At 54.6% G+C, this 18,739-nt stretch carries 16 protein-coding genes; 13 read left to right on the plus strand and 3 right to left on the minus strand.

Translation table 11 applies throughout. The features are described 5' to 3' along the window. Nucleotides 1-93: 93 nt before the first annotated feature. From EU557_RS13805 to EU557_RS13820, 4 genes are read left to right on the plus strand one after another with little or no spacing between them, the layout of a single operon-like run. Complete coding sequence (locus tag EU557_RS13805) at nt 94-1,197, plus strand: Nif3-like dinuclear metal center hexameric protein (protein WP_135531062.1); 1,104 nt, start codon at nt 94-96, stop codon at nt 1,195-1,197. Continuing rightward, a complete protein-coding gene (locus EU557_RS13810) occupies nt 1,187-1,936 on the plus strand; it encodes a zinc ribbon domain-containing protein (RefSeq protein WP_135531063.1) in 750 nt (249 codons plus the stop codon). Before EU557_RS13805 ends, EU557_RS13810 begins: the two co-directional genes overlap by 11 nt. A gap of 57 nt (nt 1,937-1,993) precedes the next feature. Then, nucleotides 1,994-3,532, plus strand: coding sequence for a tetratricopeptide repeat protein (locus EU557_RS13815; RefSeq protein ID WP_135531064.1), 1,539 nt, complete (start codon nt 1,994-1,996; stop codon nt 3,530-3,532). 46 nt (nt 3,533-3,578) lie between these two features. Beyond that, nucleotides 3,579-4,865 (plus strand): anthranilate synthase component I family protein, encoded by a 1,287-nt coding sequence (locus EU557_RS13820; protein ID WP_135531065.1) that lies wholly within the window; start codon nt 3,579-3,581, stop codon nt 4,863-4,865. 58 nt (nt 4,866-4,923) lie between these two features. Here EU557_RS13820 and EU557_RS13825 read toward each other — a convergent pair whose 3' ends face one another. Beyond that, nucleotides 4,924-5,559, minus strand: coding sequence for a chloramphenicol acetyltransferase (locus EU557_RS13825; RefSeq protein ID WP_135531066.1), 636 nt, complete (start codon nt 5,557-5,559; stop codon nt 4,924-4,926). Between the two features lie 68 nt (nt 5,560-5,627). Between EU557_RS13825 and EU557_RS13830 the strand changes: the two genes are divergently transcribed. From EU557_RS13830 to groL, 8 genes are all read left to right on the plus strand, one after another. Next, on the plus strand, nt 5,628-6,323 hold the full coding sequence (locus EU557_RS13830; RefSeq protein ID WP_135531067.1) for an HAD family hydrolase: 696 nt from the start codon (nt 5,628-5,630) through the stop codon (nt 6,321-6,323). 196 nt (nt 6,324-6,519) lie between these two features. Continuing rightward, complete coding sequence (gene miaB, locus EU557_RS13835) at nt 6,520-7,980, plus strand: tRNA (N6-isopentenyl adenosine(37)-C2)-methylthiotransferase MiaB (RefSeq protein ID WP_135531068.1); 1,461 nt, start codon at nt 6,520-6,522, stop codon at nt 7,978-7,980. A gap of 174 nt (nt 7,981-8,154) precedes the next feature. Continuing rightward, entirely contained in the window at nt 8,155-9,486 is a 1,332-nt protein-coding gene (locus EU557_RS13840) for a sigma-54 interaction domain-containing protein (protein ID WP_135531069.1), read from the plus strand. Between the two features lie 49 nt (nt 9,487-9,535). After that, complete coding sequence (locus EU557_RS13845; protein WP_245326274.1) at nt 9,536-10,009, plus strand: LptE family protein; 474 nt, start codon at nt 9,536-9,538, stop codon at nt 10,007-10,009. Between the two features lie 134 nt (nt 10,010-10,143). Continuing rightward, on the plus strand, nt 10,144-11,715 hold the full coding sequence (locus EU557_RS13850; RefSeq protein WP_135531071.1) for a hypothetical protein: 1,572 nt from the start codon (nt 10,144-10,146) through the stop codon (nt 11,713-11,715). A 12-nt stretch (nt 11,716-11,727) separates the two neighbouring features. Beyond that, complete coding sequence (gene secG, locus EU557_RS13855; RefSeq protein ID WP_135531072.1) at nt 11,728-12,141, plus strand: preprotein translocase subunit SecG; 414 nt, start codon at nt 11,728-11,730, stop codon at nt 12,139-12,141. A gap of 306 nt (nt 12,142-12,447) precedes the next feature. Further along, on the plus strand, nt 12,448-12,738 hold the full coding sequence (gene groES / locus EU557_RS13860; protein ID WP_045687497.1) for a co-chaperone GroES: 291 nt from the start codon (nt 12,448-12,450) through the stop codon (nt 12,736-12,738). Between the two features lie 43 nt (nt 12,739-12,781). Then, nucleotides 12,782-14,428 (plus strand): chaperonin GroEL, encoded by a 1,647-nt coding sequence (gene groL / locus EU557_RS13865; protein WP_135531073.1) that lies wholly within the window; start codon nt 12,782-12,784, stop codon nt 14,426-14,428. Between the two features lie 376 nt (nt 14,429-14,804). On the opposite strand, the gene EU557_RS13870 is transcribed toward groL, so the two are convergent. After that, a complete protein-coding gene (locus EU557_RS13870) occupies nt 14,805-16,538 on the minus strand; it encodes a peptide MFS transporter (RefSeq protein WP_135531074.1) in 1,734 nt (577 codons plus the stop codon). 461 nt (nt 16,539-16,999) lie between these two features. Here EU557_RS13870 and EU557_RS13875 point away from each other — a divergent pair, with 461 nt between their 5' ends. Next, nucleotides 17,000-17,785: a S1/P1 nuclease gene (locus EU557_RS13875; protein WP_135531075.1), complete on the plus strand. Its 786-nt coding sequence runs from the start codon at nt 17,000-17,002 to the stop codon at nt 17,783-17,785. 158 nt (nt 17,786-17,943) lie between these two features. Here EU557_RS13875 and EU557_RS13880 read toward each other — a convergent pair whose 3' ends face one another. Continuing rightward, on the minus strand, nt 17,944-18,438 hold the full coding sequence (locus EU557_RS13880; protein ID WP_210116052.1) for a hypothetical protein: 495 nt from the start codon (nt 18,436-18,438) through the stop codon (nt 17,944-17,946). Between the last annotated feature and the right edge of the window lie 301 nt (nt 18,439-18,739).

Raw genomic sequence — 18,739 nt, forward strand, 5'->3', positions numbered from 1 at the left:
TCTGGCTCTCAAAATGTTTGGTTGTAGCAGGCGGCGGACTGAAGGCCGCACCACATCGTTGTAGGCCAGTCGTACTCTTACCTTTGCAGCCCTATGCCCGTAACCGTTCAAGACTTGGCTCGCGTACTCGAACGCGCCGCCCCCCTGGCCTACCAGGAATCCTACGACAATGCCGGCCTGCAGTGCGGCAACCCATACATGGAAGTGCGCGGTGTGCTTATTGCACTAGATTGCACCCCGGCCATAGTGGATGAGGCGCTGCGCCGTGGCTGCAATGTGGTAGTAGCTCATCACCCCGTGGTATTCAAGCCCCTCAAGCGCCTCACGGGTGCTAATGAAGTGGAGCAGACCATTATCAAAGCCATCAAAAACGACGTGGCTATTTATGCGGCGCATACCAACCTCGATAACGTGCTGCAGGGAGTTAACCGCAAGCTGGCCGACAAGCTAGGCCTGCAGAACCTACAGATTCTGGACCCTAAGTCGGGCACTCTGGGTAAGCTTATTACCTATGTACCACCCTCACATACGGAGGCCGTTCTGCAAGCATTGTATCAGGCTGGGGCAGGGCAAGTAGGCGAATACTCGGAGTGCAGTTTCCGCATGGAAGGCAACGGCACTTTCACGCCCGGTGCTGGTACCAACCCGCATACTGGCACGCCATTGCAGCCCGAAACTACCCGCGAGGAGCGCGTGGAGGTTTTGCTTCCTTTGCATTTACAGTCTGCAGCATTGCGGGCATTGCAGCAAGCCCACCCTTACGAGGAAGTGGCCTACGAGCTCATTAAGCTGGAAAACACGCATCAGGATGTAGGCTCTGGTATGGTGGGTGATTTGCCCGCAGAGATGAGCCCCCAGGAGTTTCGGCGGCGCCTGCGCGAGGCGCTGGGCGTGCCGGTAGTAAAGTACACTGGGTTTGAGAAACCCATCCGGCGCGTGGCCCTGTGTGGGGGGGCCGGCAGCTTTCTGATTGGCAAGGCGCGCGCTGCAGGCGCCCAGGCCTATGTCACCGGCGACCTGAAATACCACGAGTATTTTGGCGCCGAAGGCCGCCTGATGCTCTGCGATGTAGGCCACTTCGAGAGCGAGCAATTCACCGGGGAAATCTTTCGGGATTTGCTTACCGATAACTTTGGGAGTACTTTTGCGCTCTTAACTGCTGAGACCCTTACCAACCCCGTCCGTTATGATTTCTAATCCCTCCGCGGAAAATCCCGTTGCCAGCAAGCTGGAAGCTCTTCTGAATCTGCAGCGCATCGACTCGCAGCTCGACGAAATCCGGCGCGTGCGTGGCGACTTGCCAGAAGAGGTTCGTGACCTGGAGGACGAAATTGCCGGCTATGAGGTGCGCGTGAGCAAGTTCGACGAGGAAATCGCCGGGCTCAACGAGCAGATCAAGCAGCGCAAGCAGAATGCCAAGGACGCCGACGGCCTCATCAAGCGCTACGAAGACCAGCAGCAGAACGTCCGCAACAACCGTGAGTACGAGGCTATTGCCAAGGAAATCGAGCTGCAGAAGCTGGAAATCCAGATTTCTGAGAAGAAGATCAAAGAAGCTCAGTACCAGATTGAGCTGAAGAACAATGACATTGCGGGCACCAAGCAGCGCTTGGAAGAGCGCAAGAAGGACCTCACTAACAAGAAAAGTGAGCTCGACGTTATCGTAAGCGAAAGCGAAGCCGATGAGAAAAAGCTCATGGACGAGCGTGATGGTGCCGTGCAGCCCGTTGAAGAGCGCCTGCTGATGGCCTACACCCGTATCCGTGGCAACGTGCGCAACGGTTTAGCTGTGGTAACGGTAAAGCGTGATGCTTGCGGTGGCTGCTTCAACACAGTACCCCCACAGCGTCAGGCCGACATCATTGCTCACAAGAAAATCATCGTGTGCGAGCACTGCGGCCGTGTATTGGCTGATGTGGAAGCCCGCATTTCGTAAGTTCAGTCTTCTGACACATGAAAAAGAACGGCTCTAGGGCCGTTCTTTTTTTGTCCTATGGTGAGTCAAGCGCAGGTACGCAGAGAGTTTCGCAGCAGCCGACAAGGGCTGCTCTGCCTGCTGCTACTTGCCTCCACCCTACTGCGGGAAGCGTATGGTATACCGGCGCGGGTGCTCTACCAGCCAGAGCCAGCTGCCGCGTCGACAGTACTATCGGCCCAGCAGGCCCATGCCTACGCAGAGGTGTTGAAGATGCGGCCCGCCGCGGCGCGTCAGTGGCTGAAGGGCGCGCCATCCAACGCGGGCACTCTGCTTGTAGCCGATTGTCTTGATATAACGGAGTTGCTGGTAAGCCAAGATGCCGCCCGCTACGAGGCTGTGGTAGAAGCCCAGGACCATCGCCTGAGTACCTTGGAAAAATCCTCGGAGCCCGGAGCCCTTCGCGCGTATGCCCGAGCCGAAATCAGGTTGCACCAGGCAGCGGCCCAGGTAGTGTTTGGCCATGAGGTACAAGGGGCCTGGAGCCTGCGCCAGAGCTACCAGCAAATGCAGGCTGTAGTGCAGCGCTACCCGCAGTATTTGCCGGCCCGCAAAACCCTGGGCATGATGCAGTTCTTTATCGGCTCGTTGCCCGAGAGCTACCGCTGGTTTCTGAAGCTGCTAGGCCTGCCCGGCAGCGTAGAAGCAGGCCTGCAGAATATGCGCTTGGCCGCAACCCAGCCCAACGACTTTCAGCTGGAAGCCCGCCTGATTTTGGCCCTGTTGGAAGAGACGTACTATAAGAAGCCTGAGGCCGCGTTGCAGCTCGTGGAAACCCTCCATCGCCAGCAACCCGACAACCTGCTCATTACTTACCTACTTATAAGTCAGCTTAAAAAGCAGCACCGCACCGATGCCGCGCTAGAAGCCTACCGCTCCAGCCCAAGCGGCCCCGACTACCTGCCCTTGCCCTACCTGCACCACATGGCCGCCGACCTGCTGCTTTACCAGGGCCAGTATGCCGCCTCCACGCGGGCCAACCAGCAGTTTCTGCAGCATTACCGTGGCCAGCACTACCGCAAGGATGCGGCCTTCAAGCTCTACTTGGCCGCCTGGCTTTCTGGCGATGCTACCACCGCCGAGAAATACCGGCGCCAGATTGATGCCAGCGGCCGCACCGTGCTAGAAGAAGATAACTATGCCCAACGATTCTTCGAGGACAAGCTCCCACTCAACCGCATCCTGACCCGCGCCCGTCTCCAGATAGATGGCGGGTACTACCGCGCTGCGCTGACAACCCTCAACAGCTTCCAAACGCTCCAACGTACGCCCCTGCGCGACCGGCTGGAAGCACCCTACCGACGGGCCCGGGCCTATCAGCTCCTAGGCCACTCTGATTCGGCCCGCCTGTACTATGCCCGTACAATTGCGCTGGCCGGCAACGCGCCGTACTACTTCGCGCCACAGTCGGCGCTGCAGCTAGGGTATTTGTACCAGTTGGAAGGCCAGAAAAATACTGCCCGCACCTATTTCAAAAAGGCTCTGAGCTATTCCAAGCACGAGTACAAAAACAGTACAGATACTAAGGCAAAGTTGGCCTTGAAGGAATGGGAGTAAGGTAAACTGCCCTACTCCGTCCGTTGCCGATAGTTACCTTTGCAAAGTGTATTCTGTTCACTTAGCTGACCTCCCACCCGACTTTCGTGCCCGTGCTTTGCGGTGGGCTGCGGCTTTTCCGCACTGTGCCTATTACGAGCCGAACGATATCACGTACCCCCAGGGTGCCTTTGAGCGGCGCCTGGCAGTACGCCGCACGCCAACGTATTCCCCTAACAGCCTCACAGAGCTGGAACAATGGCTAAGCCGGCCATGCGAGATGCCACGCTTCGGTATGCTTACCTATGACCTCAAAAATGAGGTAGAAGCGCTGCAAAGTCACAATCCAGATAATCTCACCTGGCCTACGCTGCATTTTTTTGAACCAGAAATCTGGTTGGAATGGCACGAGACGACGCTTACCATTCACACACAGTTGCCTGATGGCCTTACCCCTCCTGAAATACTTGAGCAGATCCTGAGCGCTAGGCCACCCGCTTCAGCACAGGAGACCAAACCTACCTTTCAAGCTCGCCTACCGAAAGCCGACTACCTAGCTGCCATAGAAGCCATTCGGGAAGACATCCTGAATGGAGAAGTGTATGAGCTGAACTTATGCCAGGAGTTCTACGCGGAAAATGTGTCGCTAGAGCCAGTAGAGGTATTTCTGCGGCTCTTGGAAGCTTCTCCGACTCCTTTTGCCGGCTTCTACCGCTGGCACGACCGGTACCTGCTGTGTGCCTCGCCCGAACGGTTTTTACGCCGCCAGGGCACTACCCTCCTTTCCCAACCCATTAAAGGCACTATCCGGCGCGGCACTACGCCGGCCGCCGATGAACAGCAGCGCCAAACCTTGCTGCATGATGAGAAAGAGCGGGCCGAAAATCTGATGATTGTAGACCTAGTTCGCAACGACTTAGCCCGCGTAGCCACAACTGGCACGGTACAAGTACCTGAGTTGTTCGGGCTATATCCTTTCCGGCACGTCTGGCAGATGATTTCCACGGTGCAAGCTACCGTTCAGCCAAGCCTAGGCCTAGTGGATGCTCTGCGGGCAACCTTTCCTATGGGCTCGATGACGGGCGCCCCCAAAATCAGGGCCATGCAACTCATTGAGCATTACGAGCACAGTCGCCGTGGCCTATACAGTGGCAGCATTGGCTACGTGCTGCCCAACGGCGACTTCGACTTCAACGTGGTGATTCGCAGCCTGCAGTACCAGCAAACTACCGGCTACCTCAGCTTTCAGGTAGGCTCCGCTATTACCTACGATTCGGTACCAGAGTATGAGTATCAGGAGTGCTTACTGAAAGCGCAGGGCCTGTTGGATGTATTAGGAGTGAAAAGCCTGTAACAGTCTTTTTCACGCTTGGCTTGGCATGTCTCAGCCTAGTCAACTTCTACTCGAAGCCCTATCGCCACTGCTTTAGACGGCGCTCAAATGCGGCTAAGAACAGGCCTACATGGTAGCCGTCGGCGAGGCCGTGGTGTACGTTGACAGAAACTGGCATCCATATGGCGCCTTTTTCTTCATAGAGCTGGCCGAAAGAAAGCTTAGGGCAGCTGTCGGGGTGCTGGAAGCTGCGAGCGTGGGTAAGACCACTGAAGCGCACCCACGGGAGAGCTGAGCAGTGCAATACGTCGGGGCGGGCGGTAAATTCACTGAGGCGTAGGCCAGTGCTGGTGCGTACGGCTTCTATTTCGGCGTTGGCTGCCGCCACGAAGCCCGCCAGTTCGTCGTGCTGCTCAATAAAGGAAAAGGAAAACGTATGGTCCTCGCGGCCCAGCGTGGCCGACGCGTGCACGCGGTCGTACAAGTACACCTGCCCATCTTCGATGCGAGTACGGAACTCCGGGATTTCGTTGGCGGCCTGCACGGCGTGGTGGAGATAGTACAGGAAAAACGACACACCCAGCCGCTTTGCTTCCGCCTGAGCTCCTGTGCATTCTACTGGCGCTACCAATCCGAAAAAGGGTTCTTCGAACGCGGAGAAGAAAGCAAAATGCTCGCGGCGGTTCCAGTTGGCTAAGTCAATGCGCTGTTTCATGGGCGCTAAGTTCGGTAACTTTGCGGCCCTGCGGGCCTTCTCGCGCAGTTTTCCTTGTTTCGTTGATCATGTTTGTTCCCCATCTCATTGCCTTCGACGCCGACGACACGCTGTGGTCGAACCAGCCCCACTTTGATCAGGTGGAAGCCCGGCTCTTCAACATTATGGCCCATTGCGGCGACCCCGACCGCATTAGCCAGCAGCTTAACGCGGTGCAGCGGGAAAACATGAAGCTCTTCGGCTACGGGGCTAAGTCGTTTATGCTCTCCATGATCGAAACGGCCATTCAGCTGACGGATGGCGCCGTAACCGGCACTTACATTCAGCAGATTCTCGACATGGGCAAGGAGCTGCTGCGCTATCCTATTGAGCCGCTACCTGGCGTGGAGGAAGTGCTAACCGAGTTACGCCAGCGGGGCCACCGCCTGATGGTGCTTACCAAGGGCGACCTGTTTGACCAGGAAAGCAAGATTGCCCGCTCCGGGTTAGGCGACTTTTTCGATCATGTGGAGATTGTCAGCGAAAAAGACGAGGCCACCTACCAACGCCTGCTCACTCGCTATAGCGCCCAGCCGGAAACCTTTTGCATGATTGGCAATTCTCTTAAATCCGATATCATTCCCGTTGCCCGCCTAGGCTTTCGGTCCGTGCACGTCCCCTATCATGCCACTTGGATCTTCGAGCGAGTAGATCCTGAAACGCTTACTGGCCTAGAGTTCCACAAAGTAGATGATCTACGCGAAGTACTAGACTACCTGCCCTAGAGGCGAATGAGTGAGAGAGTGAATGAGTGAAGTAGCCTAATCCAGTTGATACGCCTCGTTCTGATACTAATTAGCTTAAGTTATCTCACTCAATTACTCATTCATTGCTTTCCCTGCCATTCTGTCATTTTCGGCCTAAAACCGTTACCTTTGACGTTCTCTGAACCGTGAAGCTGACGCCTGCGACGCCTTTCTCATGTCCCAACCGCTGATTACCCTCGACTTTCTCGATACTCCCGCTCTGCCCACCCCATCGGTAGAGGCGAACACGCATGCGCATGAGCCTTCGGGCGAGGTGCGCGTGAGCCCGGCCACGCGCACGGGCCGCAAGCGCAAGCTCTACATCGAGAGCTACGGCTGCCAAATGAACTTCTCTGACTCTGAGATTGTGTCGAGCATTTTGTTTGAGCAGGGCTTTGACACTACCGAGCAACTAGAAGGCGCTGACTTAGTGCTGCTTAACACCTGCTCAATTCGCGAAAAGGCGGAGCAGACAGTACGCATGCGCCTCGCCCAGATCAACGGGCACAAAAAGCGCAACCCTGGCCTATTGGTAGGTGTGCTGGGCTGCATGGCGGAGCGCTTGAAAAGCAAGTTTCTGGAAGAGGAAAAGCTAGTAGACCTGGTAGTAGGCCCGGATGCTTACCGCGACTTGCCCCAGCTGATTCAGCAGGTTGATAGCGGCCAGAAGGCCGTAAACGTGCTGCTGAGCCGCGAAGAGACCTATGCCGACATCACACCCGTACGCTTGAACTCGAACGGTATCACGGCTTTTATCAGCATCATGCGGGGCTGCGACAACATGTGCTCCTTCTGCGTGGTGCCTTTCACCCGTGGCCGGGAGCGCAGCCGCGACGCCCACAGCATCGTGCAGGAAGCCCGCGACCTGGTAGCCCAAGGCTACAAAGAGGTAACCTTGCTCGGCCAGAACGTCGATTCTTATAAGTGGACTTCGGAAGATGGCCTAGAGCACGTAAACTTTGCCCAGTTGCTGGAGCAAGTGGCCTTGGTGCACCCAGAGCTGCGCGTACGCTTCTCCACGTCGCACCCCAAAGACATCACCGACGAAGTGCTCCACACTATGGCGCGCTACGACAACATCTGCAAGTACATTCACCTGCCCGCCCAAAGCGGTAACTCACGGGTGCTCAAGCTGATGAACCGCACCTACGACCGTCCCTGGTACGAGGAGCGAGTGCAGGCTATCCGTCGCATTCTCGGCGACGACTGCGGCATCAGCACCGATATGATTGCCGGCTTCTGCTCCGAAACCGAGGAGGAGCACCAAGATACCCTCAGCCTGATGGACTTCGTGCGCTACGATATGGCCTACATGTTCTTCTACTCAGAGCGCCCCGGTACCCTGGCCGCCCGTAAGCTGGAAGACGACATCCCGCTGGAAGTGAAAAAGCGCCGCCTCGCCGAAATCATTGACTTGCAGCGCGAACACAGCCGCGTGCGCAACCAGCGTGCTGTGGGCCGTGTGCACCGCGTACTGGTAGAGAACTTCTCTAAGCGCTCCGACGAGCACCTAAGCGGCCGCAACAGCCAAAACCAAGTGGTTATCTTCCCAAAAAAGCATTACAAAAAGGGCGACTATGTGGACGTGCTCGTGCACGAGGCTACCACGAACACCTTACTTGGCGAGGCTATATAATTTCTTGTCATCCTGACCTTTCGCAGGGCGTTGTTTCGTAAAAGTGGATGCTGTGGTAACGGCTCCTTTACCTCAACAGGCTCCTTCGTTAGCTCAGGATGACGTTTTTATTCTGCGTTCCTCAAAATAAACGCCCGCGCTTTTCGTCTTCCACACGAAAACCCACTTCCGACCTTGACTCCTTCCGAAATACAATCTATTAAGCAGCGCTTCGGCATTATTGGTAATGCTCCTTCGCTGAACTACGCCATTCAGGTAGCGGCCCAGGTAGCTCCTACCGATATGACGGTGCTCATTACCGGTGAAAGTGGTTCTGGTAAAGAATCATTCTCCAAAATCATCCACGCTCTCTCACCACGTAAGCACGGACAGTTTATTGCCATCAACTGCGGCGCTATTCCGGAGGGAACCATTGACTCAGAGCTGTTCGGCCACGAAAAGGGCTCCTTTACTGGTGCCCAGGAAGCCCGTAAGGGCTACTTTGAAGTTACCAATGGTGGCACCATCTTCCTAGATGAGATTGGTGAAATGCCCCTCGGCACCCAGGCGCGCCTGCTGCGCGTGCTGGAAAACGGCGAATTTATTCGGGTGGGTTCGTCGAAAGTTCAGAAGACAGATGTACGCGTGGTAGCCGCCACTAACGTAAACCTGCTGGATGCAGTGCGGGAAGGGCGCTTCCGAGAAGACCTATATTATCGTTTGAATACGGTGCCCATTACGGTTCCACCGTTACGTGAGCGAGACGATGATATCTATCTGCTGTTTAGAAAGTTTGCTACAGATTTTGCCGACCGTTATCGGGTAAAACCCATCACTCTAACTCCTGATGCCGTTCAGGAACTGCAGCGTTTCCGCTTCCCCGGCAACATTCGCCAGCTCAAGAACGTGGCCGAGCAAATGTCGGTGCTGGAGACGGACCGGGAGGTAGACGCCCGCCGGCTCCGGCAGTACCTGCCCGCCGACCAGAGCAGCCGCCTGCCTATGCTAGTGCATGCTGCCGGAAGCGCCACCGATGGCGCCGGCAACGCCTACTCTGAGCGCGATCTGCTCTACAAAGTGCTCTTCGATATGCGCCGCGACATGACGGACTTAAAGAAGCTGGTGCTTGATATGGCGGCCGGACAGCGGCCCCAGGAAACGCAGGAACTGCTACGCCAGAACAGCCACCTGTTCAACAACCTGAGTGTAGCGCCTTATGATAACAACCAGGCTGCTAGGCCACTGCGCCAGCCCACACCCGATGGGCCGCCGAATGAGTACATCCTGAATCCGCGTGACCTGGAGGTGGAAGATGCCGCAGAGTACGAGGACGAGGCTCACCGCGTGGAAGATATTACCCACGAAACAGAAGAAGAAACCTTGTCATTGGAAGCCAAGGAGAAGGAAATGATTATTAAGGCGCTGAAAAAGCACCACAACAAGCGCAAGTACGCCGCCCACGATCTGGGAATTTCGGAGCGCACGCTCTACCGCAAACTAAAGCAATATGACCTTGAACAAGCGTAATGCCAGAGCTCCCTTCTGGCTCTTGAGTTGCTTCCTGCTACTCCTGGCTATGGTCGGTTGTAAGGTGTACTCCTTTAGTGGCACCAACATTCCGCCCGAAGTAAAGACCATTTCTATTTCTACTTTCCAAAACAACGCCAACAATGGTCCTTCCTTTCTGGCGCAGCGCTTCACGGAAGATTTTAAGGACTACTTTCAGCGCAATACTACGCTGAAGCAGCAGGCTCGAGACGGCGACTTACAGTTTGACGGTCAGATCATTGCCTTCGACTTCGCTCCGGCAGCTATTCAACAGCAGAATAACCAGGACGTAGCCGGTGTCAACCGCCTGACCATTCAGGTACGCGTACGGTACACGAACACCAAAGACCCCAAACAGGACTTTGAGCAAACCTTCCAAAGCACCCGCGACTTCCCCGCCACTCGCGATATTTCCAGCATAAACAACGACCCAGCGGCCCTTCGCGAAGTATTCCGCAACATTATCACCGATGCTTTCAATAAATCGGTAGCGAACTGGTAAGTAGCGCTTCTCTGAATAAATTGGTGCACTTTTGCCGCCCCTAGGCCAGTACCCACTGCTTAGCTTACTGCCGTGCTTCTCTTTTTCGGAGCCGCACTGGCCTAGCCGTTTACCTCATCAGCTCATCTATTCCTATGACCCGCGCGTCGCTTCTACACATACTGGACCACGTGAGCGAGATTTCGGACGCCGAAATCCGGGAGCTGGAACAGTTGGCGGCCGCCTTCCCGTACTGCCAGACGGCGCACATCCTACTGGCTAAGGCCGCCCACGACCGAGGCAGCATGCTGGCTAGCCAGCGGCTACGCCGGGCCGCCACCTACGCTACCAACCGCGAATTGCTGCGCCACCTCTTGGAACAGCCCGCGCCATCTCCAGCAGCATATACCCTTCCCACGGCTCAGCCGGAGGCCTTTGCCCCTGCTACCACACCAGCCGTTGATACTACAGAAGTAGCCGCTCATGAGCCGGCCACGACTAGCAGTGATGAATCTGTAGCAGAAACAGCCGACGTTTTAGAGCCGCAGGACGCACTTCTGCCTGACGCAGAAGTTACCCCAGAGCTTACCGAAGAGGTAGAGCCCCAAGCCACAGGTCAAGAAAGTTATGCCGCACAGCAAGAAAGCGCTGAAGCTCCTATAACTGAGCCGTCCGCTTCATTTGAAACAGTATCTGCTGATGTTGTAGCAGAGGCTCCTGCTTCAGCGTATAGCGTAAGCGAAGAATTCTTACACTCATCGGAGACTGAGCAAGCCCTGGTTTTGCCTGATGCAACTGCTACTACTGTAGCGCCTGAGGAAGTTGAGGCGCCGCAAGAAGATGCTAATAATGCTACCGAGGAGCAACACCAACCACAGGCAGAGCCAGCTATAGAAGTTCCTGCCGCTGATCAGAGCTTTGTTGCAGATCTTACGCAGCCTGCGCCCTCCTCTGATACACCTTTGGAGAAACTCGAAGATGAGCAGGAGGCTCCCGCCGTTGGGATAGTTGCACTTTCTGCTACAGAGGTGGAAACCGATGCGCCTACTGGCCTAGCAGACTCGGAAGCTTCGGAAGTCGAAACAACTATAGAAGCACTGGTTGAGGACTTACTCCCGCCTACGGCTCCTCCTATTCGGCCACCGGCTAATGCGGGTATCTCCCGATTTGAGTTTGACCTAGTAGAGCCAGCGCTGCCCGCTCCTTCAGCCTATCGGTTACCTGGCCTAGAGGATGAAAGCGAAGAGGAAGAAGACTTTCCTTTACCCACCGTCTCCAAAACTGGAACGCCAGTCTTCCACGCCGATGCAGATCTGGGATACGCGTTAGGAGGTGGCAGCCGGCTGGGGTATGATCTGCAGCCCCGCGATGGCTATACACTGGATCTGCCACTCGACTCTTTCTTTGAGCCCGATGCTCTGCTGCTGGCTCACATTGCTGCCAACCGGCCTAAGCCTACCAAGTCTTCTATTGATCTGATCAACCGCTTCCTGAAAGCGCAACCCCGGATCAAGTCGCCTGCCAACGATAGCAAACCAGCAGACGAACAAGCCGACCTATCAGTGCGCAGCACGCAGGTAGCCCCCGCAATAGCCTCCGAGAGTTTAGCTAAAATCATGGTTAAGCAGGGCAAAATCGACAAAGCCATTGAAATATATGAACGGTTGATGCAGCGCCAGCCAGAAAAAAAGGCGTACTTTGCCGATCAAATTCAACAACTGAAATAACCTTCAGCTTAGATGTACATCACCCTCGTTGTTCTGATTCTTTTTGTTTGCCTGTTGCTAGGCCTAGTCGTTCTGGCTCAGAACCCCAAAGGCGGCGGAATTTCCAGCCAATTTGGCGCGGGTGGTGCTGCTCAGCTCATGGGCGTAAAACGTACTGGTGACCTGCTGGAGCGCCTTACCTGGGGTTTAGCTATTGCTCTGATTGTGCTTAGCCTGGGCACCCATGTAATTGGTGGTGCTGGCGCTGGCCCCGTACGGAGCGTAAACCAGCAGAAAGCACTGGAAACTCGCATTCCAACAGCTCCTGCTCCCGTTGGCCCTGGTGCTCCCGGTACTACGGTTCCTGGGGCAGCTGCTCCCGGTACAGCTCCATCTGCTGCTCCCACGGCCCCCGCTCAGCAGCCTGCCCCTACGCCGGCTCAATAGACTTTCGCAAGCTGCTTGCTTGGCTTATATAGTGGCTCCCAAACAGGAGCCACTATTTTTTTGTCTTCTTCCAACCCTTAAGCGCAACCGGCGTAAAGCGAGCCGACGCCCGAGTACCAGCTTCCAAGCGGCATTTTGTCGGCGAATTGTGCAGTATGACACGTCTGACAGCCTCAGGGAGGAAATCCTGACGGAAAAGTTCCCACTTAGCATCCATTATGTCAGGTTTTGCAGGGCTGGCACAGGAAGTGTAGCACGGACGTCACCCTCTTACTACAAGTAAACCTTTCAACCAAAACGTACAATATGTCGCTTAGCATCAAACCGCTGGCTGACCGCGTAATCATCGCGCCGGCCGCCGCCGAGGAAAAAACCAAATCGGGCATTATCATCCCCGACACGGCTAAGGAAAAACCCCAGCGTGGCGAAGTAGTAGCCGTAGGTGAAGGCAAAGTGGCCGACAACGGTACCACCATCAAGCCGCAGGTGAAAGCCGGCGACCAAGTGCTGTATGGTAAGTATGCTGGTACCGAGATTACCGTAGATGGTCAGGACTACCTCATCATGAAGGAGTCGGACATCTTCGCCGTTCTGTAAGCTACTTCCACCCCCTCTCTGATCAAATTCACCCGAAATTAAGATGGCTAAAAACATCCAATTCGATACCGACGGCCGCGACAAACTGAAGCGCGGTGTAGATAAGTTAGCTAACGCTGTGAAGGTAACCCTGGGCCCCAAAGGCCGGAACGTGGTTATCGATAAGAAATTTGGCGCTCCTTCTATCACCAAAGACGGTGTGACGGTAGCTAAAGAAATTGAACTGAGCGACCCAATTGAGAACATGGGTGCTCAGCTTGTGAAGGAAGTTGCTTCTAAGACTGCTGACCAAGCTGGTGACGGTACTACTACCGCAACTGTTCTGGCCCAAGCCATTTACACGGCTGGCTCGAAGAACGTAGCTGCTGGTGCTAACCCCATGGACCTGAAGCGCGGCATCGATAAGGCAGTACAAGCCGTTGTTGCCAACCTGAAGGCTCAGTCGAAGAAGATCGAAAACTCTTCGGAAATTGCTCAGGTAGGTGCTATTTCGGCTAACAACGACATGGAAATCGGCAAAATGATTGCTGACGCCATGGACAAAGTAGGCAAAGAAGGCGTTATCACGGTAGAAGAAGCTCGCGGTACTGAAACCGAAGTTAAGACGGTAGAAGGCATGCAGTTCGACCGTGGCTACCTCTCTCCCTACTTCGTAACGAATCCGGAGAAAATGGAGGCTGAGTTCGACAACCCCTTCATCCTGATCTACGACAAGAAAGTAAGCACCATGAAAGAGCTGCTGCCCGTACTGGAGCAAGTAGTTCAGACTGGTAAGCCCCTAGTTATCATCTCGGAAGATGTAGACGGCGAAGCTCTTGCTACCCTGGTAGTAAACAAGCTGCGTGGTTCGCTGAAGATTGCCGCTGTAAAAGCTCCTGGCTTCGGCGACCGTCGTAAGGCTATGCTGGAGGACATTGCTTCGCTCACCGGCGGCACTGTTATTTCGGAAGAGCGCGGCTACAAACTTGACAGCGCTACTCTTGAATACCTCGGTCAGGCTGAGAAAGTTATCATTGACAAGGACAACACGACCATCGTTAATGGAAAAGGTGACAAGGACGGTATCACTGCCCGCGTTAACCAGATCAAAGCTCAGATCGAAACTACTACCTCTGACTACGACAAAGAGAAGCTGCAAGAGCGTCTCGCCAAGCTGTCGGGTGGTGTTGCTATCCTCTACATCGGTGCTTCTACCGAAGTAGAAATGAAAGAGAAGAAAGACCGTGTTGATGATGCCCTGCACGCTACCCGCGCCGCCGTTGAGGAAGGTGTGGTACCCGGCGGCGGTGTAGCTCTGGTGCGCGCCCTCGACGCTCTGGAAGCTGTAGACACACTGAACGGCGACGAGCGCACGGGTGTCAACATCATCCGTACGGCTATCGAAGCTCCCCTGCGTACCATCGTGGCTAACGCTGGTGGCGAAGGCTCGGTAGTAGTGCAGAAGGTTCGCGAAGGCAAAGGCGACTACGGCTACAACGCCCGCGAAGACCGCTACGAAAACCTGATGGCTGCTGGTATCCTCGACCCGACGAAAGTAACGCGTCTGGCTCTGGAGAATGCTGCTTCGATTGCTGGCCTGCTCCTGACCACTGAGTGCGTGATTTCGGATGAGCCGGAAGACGACAAAGGTGGCGCTGGTGCCGGTGCTGGCATGGGCGGCATGGGCGGTGGCATGGGCGGCATGATGTAATATCAGCTGTCTGGCGCCTCACAGGCCTAGAACTAAAAAGCCCCGCTGGATTCCTCCGGCGGGGCTTTTTAGTTCTAGGCCTTTCTATTGTTCGTCGAAGGTAGATGATAGTGGCCAGCGCCTTGGCCTTACTACAATTGCCTCCATCTGTTTTAGCTGCCGCCTATCTAGTAAACTGAGGGCAATTCTAAGCAGGCCCCCTACTTCGTGGCTAGATGGTAGCTAAGCCAATGCGCTATACTTCAAACTCTATACTGTGGTGTAGAAGAGAAAGGCTGGAATTAATTGCGTAGTGCTCTCTTTTGCTCAACTGTCACGAAAAAGCCCCTGGCTGCAATTGCAGCCAGGGGCTTTTTCATGACAGAACAAATGCAAGTTATGCCGTTACAGGCTCCTCCATCATGGTGAAAAGACGCTTGTAGATCAGGAACAAAATTAGGGAGGCCACAGCCGACAGGCCTACGAAAATCATGAAGAAGTCGTAAAGGCTAGTGATTTGGAAACCTAGGAACGTAGGCCAGTGCGCAGTCAACTCTAGGCTGCTAAGTTTGGCGGTAACCTCGGCGGTAGCCTGAGTGGTGCCGTTCAGAATGCCAGGAAGATTGATACCTTCTTTAGCTGCCTTAGAGAATTCACCGGGGCCGGGAGGATACAGGCCCGATAGTACACCTGCCAGTTTGTTGCCTGCTGCCGTAGCTAAGAACCATACTGCCATCAGCAAGGAAGCAAAGCGAGCGGGTGCCAACTTGTTTACGAGTGCCAAACCGATAGGCGACAAGCACAACTCCGCAAAGGTGTGCACCATGTACATGGTGATCAGCCAGAACATGCTCACTTTGGTGCTAGCATCTACACCTTTCACCCCAAAGGCAATGATGAGGTAGCCAACCGCCATCAGCATGAGGCTGATAGCCATTTTCAAAGGGGATGAAGGCTCGGCACCTCGCTTGCCGAGGAACGTCCAGAGTACCGCAAAAATTGGAGCGAATACAATGATGAACAGGGCATTTGCCGATTGGAAATACGAAGCAGGCACTACATATGAGCCAAGCGTACGGTCGGTTTGTTCATCGGCGAAGAAGGTCAGTGAGGCACCAGCCTGCTCAAACGTACCCCAGAAGAAGATTACGAAGAAGCTAAGGATAAAAATCACGTAGATTTTCTGCTTCTCGCGGGCAGTTAGCGTGGGGTCCGTTAGGATCGTGATTGGAGCCACAATCATGGCAGAAAATACCAGGGCACCAATCCAGTCACGATCCATTAGCCAGGCTATAGCGGCATATACCACGGCAAATAGACCGATAAGCATAGGGAGCTTGCTTGCAAAGCTCTTAGCAGGCTGCGCAATGGTTTCAGAGCGAACGGGGCTATCCGTTTGCACGGGCACCACGGGCGAATGTTCTACGGTGCGCTCAGGCTTAGCCCCCAGCGGGGCCCCTTCGGCCGTTACAACGTATTTATTCTTCAGCAGTTCAAAGGTGAGGCTACCTACCAGCATACCAATACCAGCGGCTAGGAATCCCCATTTAAAGTCGGCAGGGTTACCGGTATCACCGAGTGTGCCGCACACTAGAGGCGAGAAAAAGGCCCCCAGGTTGATGCCCATGTAGAAAATGGTGTAGGCCGCATCAATGCGAGAGTCGCCTTTAGGATAGAGCGAGCCTACCATAGAGGAGATATTGGGCTTGAAGAAACCATTGCCGAAAATCAAACAGCCCAGGCCTAAGAAGAACAGCAATAGCTGCGCCGAGGGCACCGAAGTTTGGTTGGCGGTGTACATTGAAGCTGAGAAGAACAAGCTGAACTGGCCTAGAGCCATCAGCAGGCCGCCTACCAAGATAGATCGGCGGTTACCCCAGTACCGGTCAGCCATATACCCACCCAGCAAGGGAGTTAGATACACAAGCGAAGTATAGTTGCCGTAGATGAGCGATGACATCTCCTTGTTCATCAGGAGAGCCTTCAGCATGTACAACGACAACAAGGCCCGCATGCCATAGTAGCTGAACCGCTCCCACATTTCGGTGGCGAAGAGCACGTACAGGCCCTTCGGATGGCTGGTCTGAGCGGCCAGAGCCGGCTGCTCCTGCACAGCAGAGGTGGTTTGCATGAAAGGTAAATAAGAGTGATGAGGAATGAGAAAACCAGCGGCTGCAACCACTTGGTGGGTTGGTAAAGCTACAAAAGTTTCGTTAGCCAGTTGTACTGGCCCTTTAGGGGTTTAATCGAAGTCAGGTAATGGAAAATTCTTGCCAATAAATGGGCTAGCCCTCTTCATCAGCCCATATCCATGTGTCTTTGCTCTCTTACAGGCAGCAACCTATGTAGTGAAAGCAAAACCTCTCAGGCGGCAGAAGCAACTTTCAGAACCGTTTAGCCTCTTTGCCTGGTTGCTAGCCAGCGGCTGGTTTGCACCAGTCGTCCGGAGTGCATCATGTGGTTGCATAGGCTGACTTAGCTCGGATCTACTAATAGGTCTAGACGCTCTAAAATTGGAGCAGTGGCAACTTCTCTGTTTCTGAATCTTTTTAACCCACTACTTTTGCGGCCTTCACCCCTTTTTTTCCTTTTATGCGCAAGCGTCTTCTTCCGCTGTTCCTATTGCTTATTTCGCCGCTAACCCTATGGGCCTGGGGCGTCGATGGTCATCGGGCCGTGGGTAAAATTGCCGAACAGCACCTTTCCCGCCATGCTCGCCAGGAAGTGCAGCGTCTTTTGGGCACTGAAACGCTCACTATGGTGAGCACTTGGCCCGACGAAATCCGTTTCTACCCCGAGTTCAAAGAAACCGGCCCCTGGCACTACGTGAACACGCCCTCTGGCCTTACCCACGATCAGTATGTGCAGCAGCTTACTGCCCAAACGTCGCCAAACGCGTACAACGTTTTGGAAGCCAAATTAAAAGAGCTAAAAGATCCTAGTAAGTCGCAGGCGGAAAAGGTGGCAGCGCTCAAGTTTGTAGTGCACATTGTAGGAGACGTACACCAGCCCCTACACGCTGGACATGCCGAGGACAAAGGCGGCAACGATATTAAAGTGCAGTACCGCGGCAAGGAAACTAACCTGCACAGCCTCTGGGACAGCGGCCTGATTGACTATCAGGGCCTGACCTACACCGAAATGGCAACCCAATACGATCAGCGCCTGCACAAGAAGGACGTCAAAGCCCTGCAAAAGGCAGCCCCGGAGCAGTGGCTGTGGGAATCTTACCAGGCCTGCGAGCGCCTGTACAAAGAAACTCCTACGGGCTCCGACCTCAATTACACGTACTACCCCCAGCATGCCGAGCTCATGCAGCAGCGCATTGTGGAGGCCGGTGTGCGGCTGGCCGGTGTGCTGAACGAGACGTTTAAATAGCCTTTATACTTGCTAAAGCAGCTTTACTAAGCTCCGCTTTCTGCAAGAGCAGCTATTGCTAATACGCCTAAAGAAAAAGCTCCGGTCAGTTGGCCGGAGCTTTTTCTTTAGGCGTATACTGCTGTTATCCATGTAGTCTAAACGCTCATAACTAAGCATTAGGCAGGTTGGCCTACTGTCCATCCTGCCCGTGGTGTTGTAGGGCGATAAGGGCCCTGCACTAGTCGGTCGGCTACAATTCCAGCCACAAAGGCATAAATCCCTTTGTGCACCAAGTCAATTACCTGCTCATCTCGGGGCCACGTCCAAGGCAGTGCTCCTACACCAGTGGCATTTTCCAGGGTTTGGTCATTGAGCAACCGAAAATTCAGAAATAAAAAGGAGCCTACTGGCCCTCGCACGCCCCGGGCTGCCATTACTCCGCGTACTGCGCCAAGTATAATACCCTGCCCCCAATGCATGGCCCAGTTCATTCCCAGCCGCTCCTCATCGGGCCGGTGAGGCAACCGCAGCAGGCGTTCCAGGGTGTGGGCCGGCACATAGGAGTTGGGACGATGGGTAAAGCGTTGCTCTACTTTTTCAGCTAGGGTCATGGCGGCTACGCCAGCAGTACCCGCAACAATGCCCCACAGGGCGGCCTCGCTTAGTTTCATAGCATCAGGTAAGGGAAGAAATACCCTGTGCGGCATTTCAGGTCAGATCAGTAGAACGTACGCGGTGGTCGTAGCTCTGTTATACCCGAGCTTATCGGCGTACTGGTTTAGCTGACTTGTCACCCTCTCCTCAATCGACTTAATACCCGGCTGCTATAGCGTAGCGGGCACTCTGCATCCTACTCGCCAACACACTATACACTACGTATAAGTACGCACTGCAGGTCCTAAATTCCTCTCTTGATTAGCCACAGATATTTATAATAGAATATTACTTTGATCTTTTTGCAAATCAACCTGT

It is taken from the genome of Hymenobacter wooponensis (assembly GCF_004745865.1).
Lineage (GTDB): Bacteria > Bacteroidota > Bacteroidia > Cytophagales > Hymenobacteraceae > Hymenobacter > Hymenobacter wooponensis.

Bases quoted from the DNA above. Each gene is read 5' to 3' on its own strand.
- EU557_RS13805 (WP_135531062.1), top strand. From the start codon at position 94: ATGCCCGTAACCGTTCAAGACTTGGCTCGCGTACTCGAACGCGCCGCC.
- EU557_RS13810 (WP_135531063.1), top strand. From the start codon at position 1,187: ATGATTTCTAATCCCTCCGCGGAAAATCCCGTTGCCAGCAAGCTGGAA.
- EU557_RS13815 (WP_135531064.1), top strand. From the start codon at position 1,994: ATGGTGAGTCAAGCGCAGGTACGCAGAGAGTTTCGCAGCAGCCGACAA.
- EU557_RS13825 (WP_135531066.1), bottom strand. From the start codon at position 5,559: ATGAAACAGCGCATTGACTTAGCCAACTGGAACCGCCGCGAGCATTTT.
- EU557_RS13830 (WP_135531067.1), top strand. From the start codon at position 5,628: ATGTTTGTTCCCCATCTCATTGCCTTCGACGCCGACGACACGCTGTGG.
- miaB (WP_135531068.1), top strand. From the start codon at position 6,520: ATGTCCCAACCGCTGATTACCCTCGACTTTCTCGATACTCCCGCTCTG.
- EU557_RS13845 (WP_245326274.1), top strand. From the start codon at position 9,536: ATGGTCGGTTGTAAGGTGTACTCCTTTAGTGGCACCAACATTCCGCCC.
- EU557_RS13850 (WP_135531071.1), top strand. From the start codon at position 10,144: ATGACCCGCGCGTCGCTTCTACACATACTGGACCACGTGAGCGAGATT.
- secG (WP_135531072.1), top strand. From the start codon at position 11,728: ATGTACATCACCCTCGTTGTTCTGATTCTTTTTGTTTGCCTGTTGCTA.
- groES (WP_045687497.1), top strand. From the start codon at position 12,448: ATGTCGCTTAGCATCAAACCGCTGGCTGACCGCGTAATCATCGCGCCG.
- groL (WP_135531073.1), top strand. From the start codon at position 12,782: ATGGCTAAAAACATCCAATTCGATACCGACGGCCGCGACAAACTGAAG.
- EU557_RS13870 (WP_135531074.1), bottom strand. From the start codon at position 16,538: ATGCAAACCACCTCTGCTGTGCAGGAGCAGCCGGCTCTGGCCGCTCAG.
- EU557_RS13875 (WP_135531075.1), top strand. From the start codon at position 17,000: ATGCGCAAGCGTCTTCTTCCGCTGTTCCTATTGCTTATTTCGCCGCTA.
- EU557_RS13880 (WP_210116052.1), bottom strand. From the start codon at position 18,438: ATGAAACTAAGCGAGGCCGCCCTGTGGGGCATTGTTGCGGGTACTGCT.